Raw genomic sequence first — 17,504 nt, 5'->3', positions numbered from 1 at the left:
CCGATCCGCTCAAAGCGAGAACGGCATCCGCACCGTGAGCTGAACATCCGGTGTGTCCCGCGTGACGCCAACGCCAAGTGACATATTGAGCGTCTTCTGCGAGTCGACCTTGTACGAATAGCCAAGCAGCAGCGTTCCCATCTGAACGCGCAGGCCCGGTGCCCGCTCCCCGTTCGCGAAGACGGCCTTCGTCTTGCCCACCGAAAGATGATCGTACCCAATGCTGAACGACGAGCGTTCGTTCAGCGCCAGACCCATGCCGAAGTTGAAGCCGATCACGCCACCGGGCTGGATCTCGGAATATTCGGACATCGCTGTCTCAGGCACGACGTTCGGTCTGACCCCGTTGCGCTTGAAGCTGTACTGATAGCTCACGCCACCGAAGAACACCGCCGGATCCGAGGGGATCAGCACGGTCAGGCCTGGCGTTACCGAATAGAAGCCGGAGCCGGTCGGCAGTTCTTGTTGAACGGCTGACACTCTCGCTCCATCGACTTCGAAGCTCGAGCGGACCTCGAACGGATCCTTGCCGGTTCGCGACTTCAGCCGCAGGGAGGCGATGTAATAGGGCGAATCCCCGCCCCCATCGTTCAACTGGTAGCGGCCGATGAGTTCCACATCGCCCAGCCCCTTGCCGTCCACGTCGGTAAAGATCTCGTCCCCAGGTGTACCGGTGAAGATCTCACGACCGCGTGTGTCGTCGTAGCGATAGACATAAGGCACACGCGCCTCGAGCTCGAAGCGGTTGGTAATCCCGCGGCGGAAAGCCATGGTCGCCGTCAACGCATTCGACTTCACGTTGCGCACGTCGATCAGACCGATCAGGATCGCCGGAATCACCGTGTAGCCGACCAGCGCGATACGGTCGCTCGACGAATAGGAATACTGCAGTGAGGGCTCGACAATCCATTTGCCCGGTGGCGTCAGCACGCCAGGCTGCTCGAAGATCGGCGCCACCTCGGGCGGACGGTCGGCAGCAGCCGGTGCCTGGCCCACCGGGGTCACCGGCTGTTCGTTGCCAGCCTGGGCGACGACTGCAGCGCCCGCCGCCGGCGCAGCCCCCTCGCCACCGCGACCGCGGCGTTCGAGGTCGACCTCGCGGCGCAGGGCGTTGAGCGAGGCCTCCTGGCGGGCGAGCTCACGCTTGAGCGCTTCGATCTGCTCCATCTGCACCCTGAACTGGGCGTCGAAGCTCGCCGGCTCCGCGCCGTCGGCGGCTACCGCCGCCCCCCCCATCGCCGCGACCAGCAGGCCGAGCAAGGGGCGCGCGAGTCTCCTCGGCGGGTGTTCGAAAGTCATCTTGTCTGCCTCCCCTCTTTCTTGACGAAAAACCCCTGCCGCCCGGCGGCTAGAGGATGATCTTCAGCCGGTCGATCATGCGGTACAGCGTGACTCGCGAGACCCCGAGCTGGCGCGCCGTCTCGGAGACGTTGTTGCCATGCTTCTTGAGGCTGACCTCGATCAGCTCACGCTCGACCGTGCTGCGAAGCTCCTCGAGCGTCTGCGCCCCGTTCTCCGCGCTCGTCGGCAGGCCGAGATCGCTGACGCCGATCAGACGGTTCTCAGTCATGATCATGGCGCGCTGCACGCGGTTGATCAGCTCCCTGACGTTGCCCGGCCATTCGTAGTCCATCATCGCCCGCAGCGCGGCGCTGCCGAAGCCGCGCACCTGCGGACTGGCCTGGTGGCGATGCTCGGCGAAGACCGTCTCCGCCAGCAGCGGGATGTCCTCGCGTCGCTCGCGCAGCGCCGGCAGCGAAACATGCAGGACGTTGAGCCGGTAATAGAGATCCTCGCGGAAGCGCCCCTCGGCCACCGCACGTTGCAGGTCGACGTGCGTCGCCGCGATGACGCGCACATTGACCTTGACGCGCTCGGTCGAACCCACGCGGGTGATCGTCTTGTCCTGCAGGAAGCGCAGCAGATTCGCCTGCATCTCGAGCGGCAGGTCGCCGATCTCGTCGAGGAACAGGACCCCGTCGTTGGCGGCCTCGATGTTGCCGATCTTGCGCTGGCCGGCGCCGGTGAAGGCACCGCGCTCATGACCGAAGAGCTCGGACTGGATCAGGCTGGGCGCGATCGCGCCGCAATTCATGGCGATGAAAGGACCGCGCGCGCGCGCCGAATGTTGATGGATTGCCCGCGCGACGAGCTCCTTGCCGGTGCCCGACTCGCCACCGATCAACACCGGGGCATCGACGGTGAGGATCTTGTCGATCTGGCGATAGAGCTGGCGCATCTTCGGGCTTGTGCCAGTCATGCCATACGAGCCGAACTCGCCGCGCACCCCAACTGCGCTGCGACAGAGTTGGGCCTTGCCATGGGCGTGCCCAAGGGTGAAGGCGAGCCGGACCCGATCAAGCGGCAGCGAATGAAAATCGTGGAAACTGCGCAGCAGTTCCGGACTGATGCGCTCGCTGCGCAAGAGCCCTTCCTCGAGCAGGGCGATCCACTCGACTTCCGGGCGCGCCAGCAACTGGTCGAGTTCCGCTGCCGGCCAGGCGTGCGGCGAGTCGAAGGCGACGAGGCCGATCAACTGCGGATCCCTGCTCAAGGCCTTGCGTGCGGCCTCGACGGTCGACACCACCTGGAACTCCCAGCCGGCAAGCCCGAGCGCCTCCAGTTCGGCAAAGATCGCGCCCGTGCGGTCCAGCACCAATCCGTGACGCTGTGACTTCACTGCTGACGCCTCCGGCGTGCCCGCTTCAGCTTCTCCGGCGTTCTCACCGGCCCTTGGAGCTTTCCCATCTGGATCCCCTCTGTCTCGATTCACGGTATCCACACCTGCCAGGGGACAGCAACCACCCGCCACTCCGACGGGACGCGCTCGCACCCTGTGAGCACATGAATGATCATGACGCATGTACCGCCAACATAATCAATTTAGCAACTCAGGACGATTGGTCGACGACGCGTTTCGCTCGCTTCGTGACGTAAGTCACACAAGTCCTCAACCCGGGAGTGAAATGGGTACGCCGAGAAGTCGCGAACCCCGAAGCTTCGCAACGCCGCAGGGGCACTTGGTGCCAACCTGGCGTCGCGTCTCCGATCTGCATGGAGCCATGCCCGACAAGCCCGGACATCGAACTGGTTATGCCCAAGCAATTAACACGCCTAAATGATCAATGCACTGTTTTTATTGACTTTTGACGGGCTAGAACGGGCACTTCGGGAGATATGAAACAGGGAGTGTAAAAAAATCCGACAGGCTGCGGCATTGCACCGAGCAACCACCCGAAAATGGCGGGCGTGACACCCCCCGCGCACCCCTGGCACGCACCGAAGAAGGCCATGGATCGCCCCCCGGGAACGGCACGCGAGGCAGGCGAGCCCAGGCTCAGGTGCGCCTGAAGGCCCGCCCGACGCTCTGCAGGGCGCACCCGCGCCCTGCAGAGCGTCAGCTCAACCTGCCGTGGCAGTGCTTGTACTTCTTGCCCGAGCCGCAGGGGCAGGGGTCGTTGCGGCCGACCTTGGGTGCGGCATTGAGCTGGGGCTGGGCGGCGGCCGGTGCTGCCTCCTTGTTGCCCAGGGCCTCGTCATAGTCGGCGTGCTGGTACTGCACGTTCTCGACCTGCTGCGGCGGTTCGGCCTGTTCGAGCTGCGCCTCGGTGCGGATCTGCACCGTCATCAGGATCTTCGTGACGTCGGCACGCACGGTGTCGAGCAGGCCCTCGAAGAGCTCGAAGGCCTCGCGCTTGTATTCCTGCTTGGGGTTCTTCTGCGCGTAGCCGCGCAGGTGGATGCCCTGGCGCAGGTGGTCGAGCGCCGCCAGGTGCTCGCGCCAGTGGTTGTCGAGGCTCTGCAGCATGACGTTGCGCTCGAACTGGTGCCAGGCCGCCGGCTCGACGATCGCGGTCTTGGCGGCGTAGGCGTCCTCGCCGGCCTGCACGATGCGCTCCAGGATGGCCTCGTCGTCGAAACTGGGCTCGGCCTTCACCCACTCACCGACCGGCAGCTTGAGCTGGCACTCGGAGAGCAGGGCCTGCTCGAGCGCGGGGATCTCCCACTGCTCCTCGACACTGTCGACCGGCACATAGCGGCGGAAGATGTCGTGCAGCACGCCCTGGCGCATGGCGCGGATGGTATCGGAGATGTCCTCGGTCTCGAGCAGTTCGTTGCGCTGCTGGTAGATGACCTTGCGCTGGTCGTTGGCGACGTCGTCGTACTCGAGCAGTTGCTTGCGGATGTCGAAGTTGCGTTGCTCGACCTTGCGCTGCGCGGACTCGAGCGAGCGCGTGACCATGGCGTGCTCGATGGCCTCGCCCTCGGGCATCTTCAGGCGCACCATGATGGCGTTGAGGCGCTCACCGGCGAAGATCTTCATCAGCGGATCTTCGAGCGACAGGTAGAAGCGGCTGGAACCCGGATCGCCCTGGCGGCCCGAACGGCCACGCAGCTGGTTGTCGATGCGGCGGGATTCGTGGCGCTCGGTACCGATGATGTGCAGGCCGCCGGCGGCGAGCACCTGCTCATGCACCTTGGCCCACTCGGCACGCAGGGCGCTCACGCGGGCCTCGAGTTCCTCGGGCGGGACACTCGAATCCTCGCGCAGCGCGGCAACCGGCTTCTCGATATTGCCGCCGAGCACGATGTCGGTACCGCGACCGGCCATGTTGGTCGCGATCGTGACCACGCCGGGGCGGCCCGCCTGGGCGACGATCTGCGCCTCGCTGTCATGCTGCTTGGCGTTGAGCAGCTGATGGTCGATCTTCGCCTTCTTGAGCAGGCCGGAGAGGAATTCGTTGGTCTCGATCGAGGTCGTGCCCACCAGCACCGGCTGGCCGCGCTCGACGCAGGCACGGATGTCCTCGATCACCGCATCCCACTTCTCGTTGGCGGTGCGATAGACCTTGTCGTTCTCGTCCTTGCGCTGCATCGGCCGGTTGGTTGGAATGACCACCGTCTCGAGGCCGTAGATCGAGTGGAACTCGAAGGCCTCGGTGTCGGCCGTGCCGGTCATGCCGGCAAGCTTGCCGTACATGCGGAAGTAGTTCTGGAAGGTGATCGAGGCCAGGGTCTGGTTCTCGGCCTGGATGCGCACACCCTCCTTGGCCTCCACCGCCTGGTGCAGGCCGTCGGACCAGCGCCGGCCCGGCATCAGGCGTCCGGTGAACTCATCGACGATGATGACCTCGCCGTTCTGCACCACGTACTGCTGATCCTTGTGGTACAGCGCATGCGCGCGCAGCGCCGCGTACAGGTGGTGCACGAGCAGGATGTTCCCCGGGTCGTACAGCCCGCCGCCCTCGGCGAGCAGGCCCATGCGCACGAGGATCTGCTCGGCGCTCTCGTGGCCCTGCTCGGTGAGCAGCACCTGGTGGGCCTTGAGGTCGACCGTATAGTCGCCGGCCTCGATCACCTCGTCCTTGTCGGTGAGGCCACCCTCCTGCCGCTTCAGCAGCGGCGCGACCTGGTTCATCTTGAGGTAGAGCTCGGTGTGGTCCTCGGCCTGGCCGGAGATGATCAGCGGTGTGCGCGCCTCGTCGATGAGGATGGAGTCCACCTCGTCGACGATGGCGAAGTTGAGACCGCGCTGCACCCGCTCGCCGAGCGAATACACCATGTTGTCGCGCAGGTAGTCGAAGCCGAACTCGTTGTTGGTGCCGTAGGTGATGTCGGCGGCGTAGGCCGCCTGCTTCTGGTCGTGCGACATGCGCGACAGATTGCAGCCGGTGGTGAGCCCGAGGAAGCCGTAGATGCGCCCCATCCACTCGGCATCGCGACTGGCCAGGTAGTCGTTCACCGTGATGACGTGCACGCCCTTGCCGGACAAGGCATTGAGGTAGGCCGGCAGGGTCGCGACCAGGGTCTTGCCCTCGCCGGTGCGCATCTCGGCGATCTTGCCGTTGTGCAGCACCATGCCGCCGACGAGCTGGACGTCGAAGTGGCGCATGCCGTGCACACGCTTGCCGGCCTCGCGCACCACGGCAAAGGCCTCGGGCAGCAGCGCCTCGAGCGACTCACCATTGGCCACGCGCTGCTTGAATTCCGCGGTCTTGCCCCGCAGCGCCTCGTCGGACAGCGCGGAGATCCCGGCCTCGAGTGCATTGATCTTGCGAACGGTCTGGAAATACTGGCGGACGAGGCGGTCGTTGCGACTACCGAAGATTTTCTTGAGCAGGCCAGAGATCATGTTTGGGAATCGACGTCAATTCGGCAAAGGCGGGAGTTTATCATGGCGCACCCGCTCACCCGATGACGGTTAACCACGGCCCACCGATGACCCAGTTGCTGCACCGCTTCCTCGCCCGTGGCGATGCGCTCGCCCGCCTGCAGGATCACGCCACCCGCCTGCGCCGTCTGCAGCGCACGCTGGAGACCGGCCTGCCGCCGCAACTGACCGGCCAGTGCCAGGTCGCCAACCTCAAGGACGGCACGCTCAGCGTCAGCGCGCGCGGCGGCGCGGCGGCCGTACGCCTGCGCCAGATCCTGCCCAGCCTGATCGAGCACTTCGTGCGCGCCGGAGACGCGGTGCAGACGATCAAGGTGAAGGTCGCCGCCCCCGAGCAAGCGGTGTGGCGCGCCCCGGTGAGCGAGCGCCAGCTGTCGAGCACGGCAAAGGAAGGCCTCGCGCGCTTTGCCCAGAGCCTGCCCGCCGATGCACCGCTGCGCGAGGCCCTCGAGCGCCTGGTGCGGCGCAGCCGCGATTAGACGCCGAAGCGGACTTCAAAGGGCAGATCTGCCGCCGGGCGCGCCGGGCGGCACCCGCGGCTCAGACCATGGGCGCGAGCACGCGCTCGATGGCGAACAAGGCGAGGAAGACGAAGAGCACGACCACCGCGGCACGGAAGGCCTTCCAGGCCCAGGCCTTGTAGCGCGGATTGCCGGTCAGTTGCCACAGGATGACGGAGCCGCCGATCGCCAGCACGGCGAGCAGCAGCAGCAGGCGCATGATCAGCATGAGGGGTCGGGCTCTGCGCGCCGGGCGTCAGGCGAAGGCCTGTGCCAGCGGCGCAAACTGGTGCGAGACCGCGGCAGGGGTGGCGGCCTCCTTCTCGAAGGTGACGATTTCCCAGGCCTCCTGGTCCTCGAGGAGCACGCGCAGGATCTGGTTGTTGAGCGCGTGGCCCGCCTTGTGCGCCGAATAGGCCGCGAGCAGCGGATGACCGCACAGGTAGAGGTCGCCGATGGCGTCGAGCACCTTGTGCTTGACGAACTCGTCGGCGTAACGCAGACCCTCGACGTTGAGCACGCGGTACTCGTCCATCACGATCGCGTTCTCGAGGCTGCCGCCCAGGGCCAGCCCGTTGGCGCGCATGAACTCGACGTCCTGCATGAAACCGAAGGTGCGCGCACGCGCCACGTCGCGGACATAGGACTGCTCGGCAAAATCGATCGTGACCTTGGTCGAGGTGTTGTCGATGGCGGGATGGTTGAACACGATCGAGAACGACAGGCTGAAACCGTCGTAGGGCTCGAGCTTCACCCACTTGTCGCCCTCGACGTACTCCACTGCCTTCTTGACGCGCAGGAACTTCTTCGGCGCAGGCTGCTCCTCGATGCCGGCGGACTGCAGCAGGAAGACGAAGGGGGCGGAGCTGCCGTCAAGGATCGGGATCTCCGGCGCATCGACATCGACATGCAGGTTGTCGACACCCAGCCCGGCGAGCGCCGACATCAGGTGCTCGACGGTGCCGACCTTGTGCCCGCCCTGCTCCAGGCCCGAGCACATGCGGGTGTCGCACACCGCATAGGGGTCGGCGGGCAGGCTCAGCGGCGGATCGAGGTCCACGCGGTGGAAGACGATACCGGTATCGGGCGCTGCCGGGCGCAGGGTCAGGTTCACCTTGCGTCCGCCGTGCAAGCCGACACCGGTGGCCTTGACGATGGATTTGAGGGTACGTTGCCTGATCATGTCGGTTTTCCTTTTTGATCCGGCATTTTATCACGCAGCCCCGCGGCGACCCGGCTATCACGGCCATGCACACGGGCTGTTGCGCAAGCGGATGTTGCAGCGCAGCCACGGCAGGTGTCGGCCCTCAGACGCCGGGCTGCGCCGCCTCCAGCACGCGCAACAGGCTCGCGCTGTCGTCCCGTGCCATCCCCTGCCCCATCAGGGCGTTGAGCTGCTGCCACACCTGCGCGGCCACCGGCAGCGGCGCACCCAGCTTCGCCGCCTCGTCCATCAGGATGGCGAAATCCTTGTGATGCAGGCGGGCCTCGATCCCGGCGGTGAAGTCGCGCCGCAGCATCTTGTCGCCCATCACCTCGAGCACACGCGAGCCCGCCGAGCCGGCCATCAAGGCGGTGCGAACCGCAGCCACATCGACGCCATGGGCTGCGGCCAGGCGCACTGCCTCGGCGCAGGCCTGGATGGTGGACACCATGATCATCTGGTTACAGGCCTTGGCCACCTGGCCCGCGCCGGGTGGGCCGATGTGCACGATGCGCTTGCCCATGGCCTCGAGCAGCGGGCGCACACGCGCCAAAGTGGCGGCCTCGGCGCCCGCCATGATCGCCAGCGTGGCCTCGCGCGCGCCCTGCACGCCCCCCGACACCGGCGCATCGACCCAGCCGATACCGCGCTCGGCATAGCGTGCGGCCAGGCTGCGCGCAGTTGCCGGCGAGATGGTGCTCATGTCGAGATGGATGGCACCGCCGGCAAAACCTTCGGCCAGTCCTTGCGCGCCGAAGGCCAGGGCCTCGACGTCCGCACTGGCGGTAACGATGGTGACCACCACCTCGCTGCGCGCCGCCAGCTGCGCCGGCGTGACGCACAGCGCCACGCCCTCGGCGACCAGCGCCGCGGCCGACTCGGGCCGCCGCGCCCACAGTGCCACGTCATGCCCCGCCGCCCGCAGATTGCGCACCATCGGCTCGCCCATCACGCCCAGTCCGATGAAACCGACCTTCATGCCCATGCCTTGCTCCCGCTCCCTGTGCCTGTCTTCACTCGCCCGCGCCGCCGCTCATGCGCTCGAGCAGCTTGAGCATGGCCACCGAATCGTCCTCGCCCAGTCCGCTGCCCATCATGGCGCTGAAGAGCTGCGCCGTTGCCGCCGCCGAGGGCAGCGCCAGCCCGAGGCGGTGGGCCTCGTCCATCACGATGCGCAGGTCCTTGTGGTGCATCCAGGCCTTGAAGCCGGGCTGGAAGTTGCGCTCGAGCATGCGCTGGCCATGGTTCTCGAGGATGCGCGACCACGCAAACCCGCCGAGCAGGGCCTCGCGCACCGGCGCGGCGTCGACGCCGCTCTTGCGGGCGAAATTGAGCGCCTCGGCCACCGCGGCGACGCCGACGCCCGTCAGGATCTGGTTGCAGGCCTTCGCCACCTGGCCGGCACCGGCGTCGCCGATGCGGGTGATCGAGCTGCCCATCGCCCGGAACAGCGGCAGCACCCGCTCGAAGGCCGCCGCCTCGCCGCCCACCATGATCGTCAGGCTGCCGGCGATGGCACCGCCCTCGCCGCCCGACACCGGCGCATCGAGCGCCGCGATGCCCTGGGCCGCCAGCCGCGCGGCAATCGACTGCGCGGCGGCCGGGGCGATGGTGCTCATGTCGATATGCACGTGCCCCGCGCCCGCGCCCTCTGCCACGCCCGCAGGGCCGAGGGTGACCTGCTCGACATCGGGCGCATCGGCCACCATGCTGATCGTGACCGCCGCGCGGCGGGCGACCGCCGCCGCACTCGCGCAATCGCCGGCGCCGGCTTCGAGCAGCGCCCGCATCGACTCGCGCCGCCGGCTCCACACATGGACGGTGTGGCCGGCCTTGAGCAGGTTGAGCGCCATGGGACGGCCCATGAGGCCGAGTCCGATGAATCCGACTTCCATGCGGTATGTCTCCGTGGGATGGGGCGTGGCCGCCAGCACCGCGCAGCGGGCGCGACCGATGGTGAGCGCCACTGGCAGGCTGGCAGCGGCGACGGAAGCCCGCCATAATCGCCGCCATGAATTACGGCGCAATCATCAAGGAAATCGGGCGGGGCGCCAAGGGCGCACGCAGCCTGGACACGGCGGCAGCGGCCAGCCTCTTCGGCGACATCCTCGACGGCAAGGTGCCCGATCTTGAGCTCGGCGCGATCCTGATCGCCTTCCGGGTGAAGAGCGAGGCGCTGCCCGAGTTGCTCGGCTTCAAGCAGGCGATGGACGCGCGCACCGCACAGGTGGCCGTGCCCGACGGGCCGCGCTGCGTGGTGCTGCCGACCTACAACGGCGCACGCCGCCAGGCCAACCTGATGCCGCTGGTGGCGCTGCTGCTCGCGCGCGAGGGCGTCCCGGTGCTGATTCAGGGCCGTCACGACTTCGAGACACGGGTCAGCCCCTTCGAACTGCTCGCCGCGCTCGACCTGCAGCCGGCCGCGGATGCGGCCGCAGCCGCGGACCAACTGGCCACGCGCCGGCTCGCCTGCATCGCGGTCGATCGCCTGCTGCCCGGCCTCGACCCCTTGCTTGCGCTGCGCCTGCGCATGGGGGTGCGCGCCAGCGGCCACACCATGGCCAAGTTGCTCGACCCCTGCCGCGGGCGCAGCGTACGCGTGGTCGCGGTCACCCACCCGGAATACCTCGAGCGCATGGACGCCTTCCTGCGCCTGGACGGCGGGCGCGCGATGCTGCTGCGCGGCACGGAGGGCGAGATCTACGCCAATCCGCGGCGCTGCCCCGAGCTGAAGGTGTATGTGGAGGGCGAAGCCGGCGTGGGCGTCGCCGGCGAGGAAGGCGGCGCGCCGCCGCTGGCCGGCCTGCCGGACGCCCCCTCGGTAGCCGACAACGCCGCGCTGATCCGTGCCATGCTCGCTGGCGAAGTGCCCATCCCCGCCCCCATCAGCGCCCAGGTCCAGGCCTTGCGCACGCTCGCCGGCTGAACGGGCGGGCGCTTCAGGCCGCCAGCCGGCCCGCGCGGTAATCGGCAACGGCCTGGTAGATCTCCTGCTCGGTGTTCATCACGAAGGGGCCGTACTGCGCGATCGGCTCGCCCAGCGGGCGGCCGGCGATGAGCAGGGCGCGCGTCTCGGGCCCGGCCTCGATCAGCACGCCATCGCTGCCCGCGTCATTGGCGAGGATGGCCATGCGCCTGGCTGGTACGACGGTATCGGCCACCTTCAGCTCGCCGCGGTAGACATAGATGAAGGCATTGTGCTCGGCAGGTAGTGCCTGACTGAAGCGGGCGCCCGCCGGCAGGTGCAGATCGAGATAGAGCGGCGCCGTGTCTTCGCGTGTGACCGCGCCACGCACCCCATGGCTCTCGCCTGCGATCACGGTGACCTCGACGCCGTCCGCGGTGATGAAACGCGGCAGCTCGGCGCCGGCGAAGTCGCGGTACCAGGGCGCGCACAGCTTGTCCTTGGCCGGCAGGTTGAGCCAGAGCTGGAAGCCCTCCATCAGGCCCTCCTCCTGCTGCGGGATCTCGGAGTGGATCACGCCGCGACCAGCGGTCATCCACTGCACGCCGCCGTTCTCGAGCAGGCCCTCGTGGCCGGCACTGTCACGATGCAGCATGCGCCCCGCGATCATGTAGGTGACGGTCTCGAAGCCGCGGTGCGGGTGGTCGGGAAAGCCGGCGATGTAGTCGTCGGCCTTGTCGCTGCCGAAGGCGTCGAGCATCAGGAAGGGGTCGAGCCGGCGCTGCAACGACTGGGTGAGGACGCGGGTGAGCTTGACGCCAGCCCCGTCCGACGTCGCCTGACCGGCGACAAGGCGCTCGACGCGGCGCGGATGGGTGAGGGTTTCGGCATGAGGAAGGGACATGATGGCGCTCCTGGTTGTGGCTGGGGATGGGCTAAGACCGTGGATGGCACGCCGGGCACCGTGGCGCCCGGCGTCGCCCTGCCCTGGGGCGACCTGCGGCGGCTCAGGCCAGCGCCGCAGCGATGTCGGCCTCTGCTTCGGCAAAGCCCTGCTTGACCGCGTCTTCGCCCATGTTCAGGCCTTCGGCATAGACGAAGCGGATGTCGGTCATGCCCAGGAAGCCGAGCACGGTCTGCAGGAAGGGCGTCTGGGTGTCGGCCGCGGTGCCGCGATAGCGACCGCCGCGGGCGAAGGCGACGAACACCTTCTTGCCCTTGAGCAGGCCTTCGGGACCGTTCTCGGTGTAGCGGAAGGTGACACCGGCGCGGGCGATGGCGTCGATCCAGTTCTTGAGCTGCGCCGAGATGCTGAAGTTGTACATCGGCACGCCGATCACGATGACGTCGGCCGCCTGGACCTCGGCGATCAGCGCATCGCTCTCGGCCACGCGGGCGGCCTGCTGCGGCGTGCGTTGCTCGGCCGGGGTGAACAGGGCGCCGAGCGCAGCCTCGTCGATCACCGGCGCGGGGTCGCGCGCCAGGTCGCGCAGCACGAGGTTCGCTGCCGGGTTGGCCGCCTTCAGGCGGGCGACGATGTCATTGGCAACGCGGGTGGAGTTGGCGCCTTCGCTGCGGGCACTGCCGTTGATTTGCAGGATGTTCATGTGTGCTCTCCTTGAGGGTCGGGGTCTTGTTGCAAGACGGTGAAGAGAGTCTAATCGTGCCCCAATGAATCATTAACCCCTTTGCCCGGACAAGATTGTCCCGCCCATGAAACAGTACGACCCCAACGACCTGGTGATCTTCGCCCGCGTCGCCGAGGACGGCAGCTTCACCGCGGCGGCCGACCGGCTCGGCCTGCCCAAATCGACGGTATCGCGCCGCATCTCGCAGCTCGAAGACCGGCTTGGCGAGCGCCTGATGCTGCGCACCACCCGGCGCCTGACGCTGACCGAGTTCGGCCAGGCCTTGCTCGAGCACGCGCGCCAGGTCGTCAGCGAGATCGACGCCGTGAAGGCCCTGGCCGAGAGCCGCCAGGCGCGTCCGAGCGGCCGCCTGCGGGTGTCGATGCCGAGCGACTTCGCCAACCTGCTGCTGACCGACACGCTGGCGGCCTTCTCGGCGCTGCATCCGGCCGTGTCGCTGGAACTGGATCTGTCGCCGCGCCGGGTGGACCTGCTCGGCGAGAACGTCGACATCGCCATCCGCATGGGCGAGCTGCCCGACGATGCCTTGCTCGCGGCGCGCCGGCTGGCCGTCTTCCCGAACGGCCTGTATGCCTCGCCGGGCTATCTCGCCGAGCATGGCGAACCCGACCGCCCCGAGGCCCTGAACGCGCACCGGGCACTGCGACTGCTGGCACGAACCGGTGAAGCGATCGGGTGGACGCTGATGCGCGGCGAGGACCGCTGGGAGGGCAGGCCGCCAGGCAGCATCACGGCGAATTCGCCCGAACTGCTGATCCGGCTCGCCCGCGGGGGCGCGGGGATCACCGCCGTGCCGGACTACTTTGCCGCGCCCTATGTGCGCCGCGGCGAACTGCGCCGCGTGCTGCCGGACTGGTGCCTGCCCTCGCATACCGCCTGGGCGGTGTTCCCCGGCCGCCGACTGATGCCGGCGAAGACGCGCGCCTTTCTCGACATGCTGCAGACCGCGCTGGGAACCTGAGGGCAGGATCCACGCTCCGAGGGTGCGTGCCCTACAATGGGCGCCCAACGCCAACCCAGGGCCCAGCCCTCCTCGTCGATGCCCCTGCTCCACACCCTGCTCCATCTTCCGGCGCGCCTGCTGTATCTCGCGCTCGCCGTCACGGCCTTCAGCCTGCTGGGCTTCGGCCTCTACCTGCAGCACTTCCAGGGCCTCGAGCCCTGCCCGATGTGCATCATGCAGCGCTACGCTTTCCTGCTCGTCGCCGTGCTCGCGCTCGTTGCCGCCGGGCACGGCCCGGGGCGCACGGGCAGCCGGGTGTATGCGGCCCTGATCGGCCTGATGGCGCTCACCGGTGGCGGCATCGCGGCGCGCCAGACCTGGATCCAGCTTTATCCGCCCGCCATTCCGGAGTGCGGACCGGGGCTGGAATTCATGCTCGACAGCTTTCCGCTCGGCCAGGCCTTGCCGATGATCTTCCGCGGCGCGGGAGACTGCAGCATCGTCGACTGGACCTTCCTCGGCCTGTCGATCGCCAACTGGTCGCTGGTGAGCTTTTCCGCCACGGTCGCCTTCGCGCTATGGATGCTGCTGCGCCGGGAACGCCTGGCTTCAGCGTGAGGCGGCGGGCTTCTCGTCCTTGACGCCGAGCTTGTGCAGGATGTTCACCAGCGGGCACAAGCCGGTGAAGGCGCTCTGGAACAGGTTGGCGCCGACGAAGGCGGTCAGCCACAGGAAGTGCTTGCTGACGAAAAGCGGCGAGGCCTCGACGCCGAGGGCGAGCGAGATCAGCACGAAGGCGCCGGCAAAGGCGCGCACGTAATCGTTGGTGGTCATGCGGGCTTCTCCTCGAGGTCTTGCAGGTGGGCGATGCGGCCGCGCATGGCCGCGTAGTAGAGCACCGGGATCACCACCAGCGTGAGCACGGTGGACACGAAGATGCCGAAGATCAGGCTGATCGCCAGGCCGTTGAAGATCGGGTCATCCAGGATGAAGACGGCGCCGATCATCGCCGCCAGCGCGGTCAGCCCGATCGGCTTCGCCCGCACCGCGGCAGCACGGATCACCGCCTCGTCGAGCGCCATGCCGGGCTTGCCGTCCGCACCCCGTACCTGCTGGTTGACGAAATCCACCAGCAGGATCGAGTTGCGCACGATGATGCCGGCCAGCGCGATCATGCCGATCATCGAGGTGGCGGTGAATTGCGCGCCAAACAGCGCATGGCCGGGCATCACGCCGACGAGGGTGAGCGGGATCGGCGCCATGATGATCAGCGGCACCAGGTAGCTCCTGAACTGCGCCACCACCAGCAGGTAGATCAGCACCAGGCCGACCGCGTAGGCCGCACCCATGTCGCGGAAGGTCTCGTAGGTGATCTGCCACTCGCCGTCCCACTTCAGCTGGTAGCCGGCGTAGGGGTCGGCGGGCTGGCGGATGAACCATTCGCCCAGCGTGCCGGCCAGCCCCGGCGCGCCCTCGAGCGCCATGCCATTGACCTTCGACCGGATGTCGAACATGCCGTACAGCGGCGAGTCGAGCTTGCCGCCCATGTCGCCGGTGACATACACCACCGGCAGCAGGTCCTTGCGATAGAGGATCTGCTCGCGCTGCGTCTCGGCGACCTGCACCACTTCCGAAATCTTGATCAGCTGCCCGGCATTGTCGCCCGCCCGCGCCCGCACCTGCATCGCCAGCAGGTTGCCGAGCTCGGACTGGCGCGTGGCGGGAAGCTGGATGCGCACCGGGATCTCGTACTTGTTGTCGCCGCCGTGCACCGGAGTGACGTCCTCGCCCGACAGACCGAGACGCACCACCTCGACGATGTCGGCCTGCGCCACGCCCATGCGCGCCGCCTTGGCCTGGTCGACACGCAGCACGAGCTTGGGCGCTGCCTCGTCGACCGTGTCATCCACGCCGACGATGTCGGCGGTCGCCTCGAAGGCGGCGCGCACGCGCCGGGCCACCTCGAGCTGGCCGTCGTAGTCGGGGCCGTAGATCTCTGCGACGATCGGCGACAGCACCGGGGGGCCGGGCGGCACTTCGACCACCTTGGCATTGCCGCCGTTGCGGCGCGCGATCTCGCCGACCGTGTCACGCACCGACACGGCGATCTCATGGCTCTGGCGCGCACGCGCGGCCTTGTCGACCAGATTGACCTGGATGTCGCCCTGCTCGGGCGCGCTCCTCAGGAAGTACTGGCGCACCAGGCCGTTGAAGTTGATCGGCGCAGCGGTGCCGGCATAGGACTGCCAGTCGGTGACCTCGGGCACGGTCGCCAGATGCGCGCCGATCTCGTTGAGCACACGCGCTGTGTCCTCCACTGGCGTGCCGACCGGCATGTCGAGCACGACCTGGAATTCGCTCTTGTTGTCGAAGGGCAGCATCTTCATGACTACGAGCTGCACCACCGGCAACGCGACCGAGGCGCCGATCAGCGCGAACACGCCCAGCCACAGCAGCAGCCGGTTGCGCGCGCCGCGGCGGGCGTCTAGCAGCGGTGCCATGATGCGGCGGAACAGGCCGTCGAGCCGCTTGGTCATCTTGTCCTCGCCCGTGTGGTGATGGGCGTCGACCTCGCCGAGCATCTTCTGCGCCAGCCAGGGCGTGACCACGAAGGCCACCACCAGCGAGATGAACATGCCCATCGAGGCATTGATCGGGATCGGGCTCATGTACGGCCCCATCAGACCCGTCACGAAGGCCATCGGCAGCAGCGCCGCGATCACCGTGAAGGTGGCGAGGATGGTGGGGCCGCCGACCTCGTCCACCGCCCGCGGGATCAGTTTCCACAACGGCGTGTCGGGCTCGAGCGTGTGCCAGCGGTGGATGTTCTCGACCACCACGATGGCGTCGTCGACCAGGATGCCGATCGAGAAGATGAGCGCGAACAGCGACACCCGGTTGAGGGTGAAACCCCAGGCCCAGGACGCGAACAGCGTTGCCGCCAGCGTCAGCGACACCGCGATGCCGACGATGATCGCCTCGCGCCGGCCGAGCGCGAAGAACACCAGCGCCACCACCGCCGCGGTGGCAAAGGCGAGCTTGCCGATGAGCTGGTTGGCCTTGTCGTTGGCGGTCTTGCCGTAGTCGCGCGTGACGGTGACCTCCACCCCTTGCGGGATCAGGCTGCCGCGCAGGCCCGCCAGGCGCTCGATCGCCGCCCGGGCGACGTCGGCGGCGTTGGCGCCAGGCTTCTTCGACAACGCCAGCGTGACCGCAGGGAACAGGCCATGCTGCTCGATTCCGCGCTCGGCGGCGGCCGCGCCGGTGCCCAACCAGACGTATTGCGCGGGCTGGTCAGGGCCATCGACGACGTCGGCGACATCGCGCAGAAAGACCGGCCGCCGGTCCTGCACCCCGACGACGAGGCTGCGCACGTCCTCGGCCGACTCCAGATAGGTGCCGGTGTGCACCAGCACCTCGCGATTGCCCGCCACCAGGCTGCCCGCCGGCTGCGAGGCGTTGGCGAGCTGCAACGCGGCGCGCAGATCCTGCGCGGTGACGCCATGCGCGTTCATGCGCTCGGTGTCCATATCCACGCGGATCACGTGGCCGGGGCCGCCGATCGTGACCACGTCGCGCGTGCCGGCAATGCGCTTGAGCTCGGTCTCGATCGCGCGCGCCACCTGCTGCAGCTCGAAGCCGGCACGTTCGGGGTCTGCGGTCCACAAGGTGAAGCTGAGGATGGGCACGTCGTCGATGCCCTTGGGCTTGATCAGCGGCGTGCCAACACCCAGCTGCGGTGACAGCCAGTCGGCGTGCGAATGCACGGTGTCGTAGAGGCGCACAAGCGCGGTCTGGTTGGGCACGCCGACCTCGAACTGCACGGTGATCACCGCCATGCCCGGGCGCGACACGGTATAGACGTGCTCGACGCCGGTGATGCGCGAGAGCACCTGCTCGGCCGGGCGCGCGACCAAGGCCTCGACGTCGCGTGCCGACGCCCCCGGGAAGGGCACCATGACGTTCGCCATGGTGACGTCGATCTGCGGCTCTTCTTCCTTGGGCGTGATCAGCGTGGCGAAGAGGCCGGCCAGCAACAGCACCAGCGCCAGCAGCGGCGTGATCGCGTTGCGCTGGAAGCCGGCCGCGATACGGCCGGAGGTGCCGAGGGGCTTGTCCATGGTCGCCTCC

14 protein-coding genes and 1 pseudogene are annotated in these 17,504 nt (G+C 67.8%); 4 read left to right on the top strand and 11 right to left on the bottom strand.

All coding sequences use genetic code 11. The features are described from left to right. Window positions 1-9: 9 nt before the first annotated feature. The 3 genes from ACMV5O_RS12230 to secA all read right to left on the bottom strand — a co-directional run bounded on the left by ACMV5O_RS12230 (window position 10) and on the right by secA (window position 6,133). A complete protein-coding gene (locus ACMV5O_RS12230) occupies window positions 10-1,299 on the bottom strand; it encodes an acetate kinase (protein WP_416163715.1) in 1,290 nt (429 codons plus the stop codon). A gap of 49 nt (window positions 1,300-1,348) precedes the next feature. Further along, a complete protein-coding gene (locus ACMV5O_RS12225) occupies window positions 1,349-2,680 on the bottom strand; it encodes a sigma 54-interacting transcriptional regulator (protein ID WP_416163714.1) in 1,332 nt (443 codons plus the stop codon). A 717-nt stretch (window positions 2,681-3,397) separates the two neighbouring features. Continuing rightward, window positions 3,398-6,133: a preprotein translocase subunit SecA gene (gene secA / locus ACMV5O_RS12220; RefSeq protein WP_416163713.1), complete on the bottom strand. Its 2,736-nt coding sequence runs from the start codon at window positions 6,131-6,133 to the stop codon at window positions 3,398-3,400. Window positions 6,134-6,219: 86 nt separating this feature from the next. Between secA and ACMV5O_RS12215 the strand changes: the two genes are divergently transcribed. Continuing rightward, window positions 6,220-6,651, top strand: a complete 432-nt coding sequence (locus ACMV5O_RS12215) for a DciA family protein (protein ID WP_416163769.1) — start codon at window positions 6,220-6,222, stop codon at window positions 6,649-6,651. A 61-nt stretch (window positions 6,652-6,712) separates the two neighbouring features. On the opposite strand, the gene ACMV5O_RS12210 is transcribed toward ACMV5O_RS12215, so the two are convergent. The 4 genes and pseudogenes from ACMV5O_RS12210 to ACMV5O_RS12195 all read right to left on the bottom strand — a co-directional run bounded on the left by ACMV5O_RS12210 (window position 6,713) and on the right by ACMV5O_RS12195 (window position 9,771). After that, window positions 6,713-6,901, bottom strand: a complete 189-nt coding sequence (locus tag ACMV5O_RS12210; RefSeq protein WP_416163712.1) for a hypothetical protein — start codon at window positions 6,899-6,901, stop codon at window positions 6,713-6,715. Between the two features lie 27 nt (window positions 6,902-6,928). After that, complete coding sequence (lpxC, locus tag ACMV5O_RS12205) at window positions 6,929-7,855, bottom strand: UDP-3-O-acyl-N-acetylglucosamine deacetylase (RefSeq protein ID WP_416163711.1); 927 nt, start codon at window positions 7,853-7,855, stop codon at window positions 6,929-6,931. 124 nt (window positions 7,856-7,979) lie between these two features. Then, window positions 7,980-8,870, bottom strand: a pseudogene (locus ACMV5O_RS12200) (NAD(P)-dependent oxidoreductase); the annotation flags it as partial. 19 nt (window positions 8,871-8,889) lie between these two features. Continuing rightward, the gene (locus ACMV5O_RS12195) at window positions 8,890-9,771 is read right to left on the bottom strand and encodes an NAD(P)-dependent oxidoreductase (RefSeq protein WP_416163710.1); all 882 of its coding nucleotides are present in this window, start codon (window positions 9,769-9,771) and stop codon (window positions 8,890-8,892) included. A 116-nt stretch (window positions 9,772-9,887) separates the two neighbouring features. On the opposite strand from ACMV5O_RS12195, the gene ybiB reads away from it, so the two are divergent. Next, a complete protein-coding gene (gene ybiB, locus ACMV5O_RS12190) occupies window positions 9,888-10,802 on the top strand; it encodes a DNA-binding protein YbiB (protein WP_416163709.1) in 915 nt (304 codons plus the stop codon). A 13-nt stretch (window positions 10,803-10,815) separates the two neighbouring features. Here the strand turns inward: ybiB and ACMV5O_RS12185 are convergent, their stop codons facing one another. Then, on the bottom strand, window positions 10,816-11,685 hold the full coding sequence (locus ACMV5O_RS12185; RefSeq protein ID WP_416163708.1) for a pirin family protein: 870 nt from the start codon (window positions 11,683-11,685) through the stop codon (window positions 10,816-10,818). Window positions 11,686-11,788: 103 nt separating this feature from the next. Continuing rightward, window positions 11,789-12,388: an FMN-dependent NADH-azoreductase gene (locus ACMV5O_RS12180; protein ID WP_416163707.1), complete on the bottom strand. Its 600-nt coding sequence runs from the start codon at window positions 12,386-12,388 to the stop codon at window positions 11,789-11,791. Window positions 12,389-12,494: 106 nt separating this feature from the next. On the opposite strand from ACMV5O_RS12180, the gene ACMV5O_RS12175 reads away from it, so the two are divergent. Further along, a complete protein-coding gene (locus tag ACMV5O_RS12175) occupies window positions 12,495-13,391 on the top strand; it encodes a LysR family transcriptional regulator (protein ID WP_416163706.1) in 897 nt (298 codons plus the stop codon). 78 nt (window positions 13,392-13,469) lie between these two features. Beyond that, window positions 13,470-13,991, top strand: a complete 522-nt coding sequence (locus ACMV5O_RS12170) for a disulfide bond formation protein B (RefSeq protein WP_416163705.1) — start codon at window positions 13,470-13,472, stop codon at window positions 13,989-13,991. Here ACMV5O_RS12170 and ACMV5O_RS12165 read toward each other — a convergent pair. Together ACMV5O_RS12165 and ACMV5O_RS12160 are read right to left on the bottom strand one after the other, a co-directional pair. Continuing rightward, window positions 13,983-14,207: a DUF2892 domain-containing protein gene (locus ACMV5O_RS12165; RefSeq protein WP_324537954.1), complete on the bottom strand. Its 225-nt coding sequence runs from the start codon at window positions 14,205-14,207 to the stop codon at window positions 13,983-13,985. The two genes, ACMV5O_RS12170 and ACMV5O_RS12165, sit on opposite strands and share 9 nt — an antisense overlap. Continuing rightward, on the bottom strand, window positions 14,204-17,494 hold the full coding sequence (locus ACMV5O_RS12160) for an efflux RND transporter permease subunit (protein WP_416163704.1): 3,291 nt from the start codon (window positions 17,492-17,494) through the stop codon (window positions 14,204-14,206). Before ACMV5O_RS12160 ends, ACMV5O_RS12165 begins: the two co-directional genes overlap by 4 nt. Window positions 17,495-17,504 lie beyond the last annotated feature (10 nt).

Source organism: Thauera sp. WH-1, from assembly GCF_047806685.1.
Classification (GTDB): Bacteria; Pseudomonadota; Gammaproteobacteria; order Burkholderiales; family Rhodocyclaceae; genus Thauera.
Note: the sequence above shows the minus strand (reverse complement) of the source record. Positions and strands in the feature narration are given on the sequence as shown.

Excerpts from the sequence above, each read along its gene's own strand:
- ACMV5O_RS12230 (WP_416163715.1), bottom strand. The coding sequence starts at position 1,299 with ATGACTTTCGAACACCCGCCGAGGAGACTCGCGCGCCCCTTGCTCGGC.
- secA (WP_416163713.1), bottom strand. The coding sequence starts at position 6,133 with ATGATCTCTGGCCTGCTCAAGAAAATCTTCGGTAGTCGCAACGACCGC.
- ACMV5O_RS12215 (WP_416163769.1), top strand. The coding sequence starts at position 6,220 with ATGACCCAGTTGCTGCACCGCTTCCTCGCCCGTGGCGATGCGCTCGCC.
- ACMV5O_RS12210 (WP_416163712.1), bottom strand. The coding sequence starts at position 6,901 with ATGCTGATCATGCGCCTGCTGCTGCTGCTCGCCGTGCTGGCGATCGGC.
- lpxC (WP_416163711.1), bottom strand. The coding sequence starts at position 7,855 with ATGATCAGGCAACGTACCCTCAAATCCATCGTCAAGGCCACCGGTGTC.
- ACMV5O_RS12195 (WP_416163710.1), bottom strand. The coding sequence starts at position 9,771 with ATGGAAGTCGGATTCATCGGACTCGGCCTCATGGGCCGTCCCATGGCG.
- ybiB (WP_416163709.1), top strand. The coding sequence starts at position 9,888 with ATGAATTACGGCGCAATCATCAAGGAAATCGGGCGGGGCGCCAAGGGC.
- ACMV5O_RS12185 (WP_416163708.1), bottom strand. The coding sequence starts at position 11,685 with ATGTCCCTTCCTCATGCCGAAACCCTCACCCATCCGCGCCGCGTCGAG.
- ACMV5O_RS12180 (WP_416163707.1), bottom strand. The coding sequence starts at position 12,388 with ATGAACATCCTGCAAATCAACGGCAGTGCCCGCAGCGAAGGCGCCAAC.
- ACMV5O_RS12175 (WP_416163706.1), top strand. The coding sequence starts at position 12,495 with ATGAAACAGTACGACCCCAACGACCTGGTGATCTTCGCCCGCGTCGCC.
- ACMV5O_RS12170 (WP_416163705.1), top strand. The coding sequence starts at position 13,470 with ATGCCCCTGCTCCACACCCTGCTCCATCTTCCGGCGCGCCTGCTGTAT.
- ACMV5O_RS12165 (WP_324537954.1), bottom strand. The coding sequence starts at position 14,207 with ATGACCACCAACGATTACGTGCGCGCCTTTGCCGGCGCCTTCGTGCTG.
- ACMV5O_RS12160 (WP_416163704.1), bottom strand. The coding sequence starts at position 17,494 with ATGGACAAGCCCCTCGGCACCTCCGGCCGTATCGCGGCCGGCTTCCAG.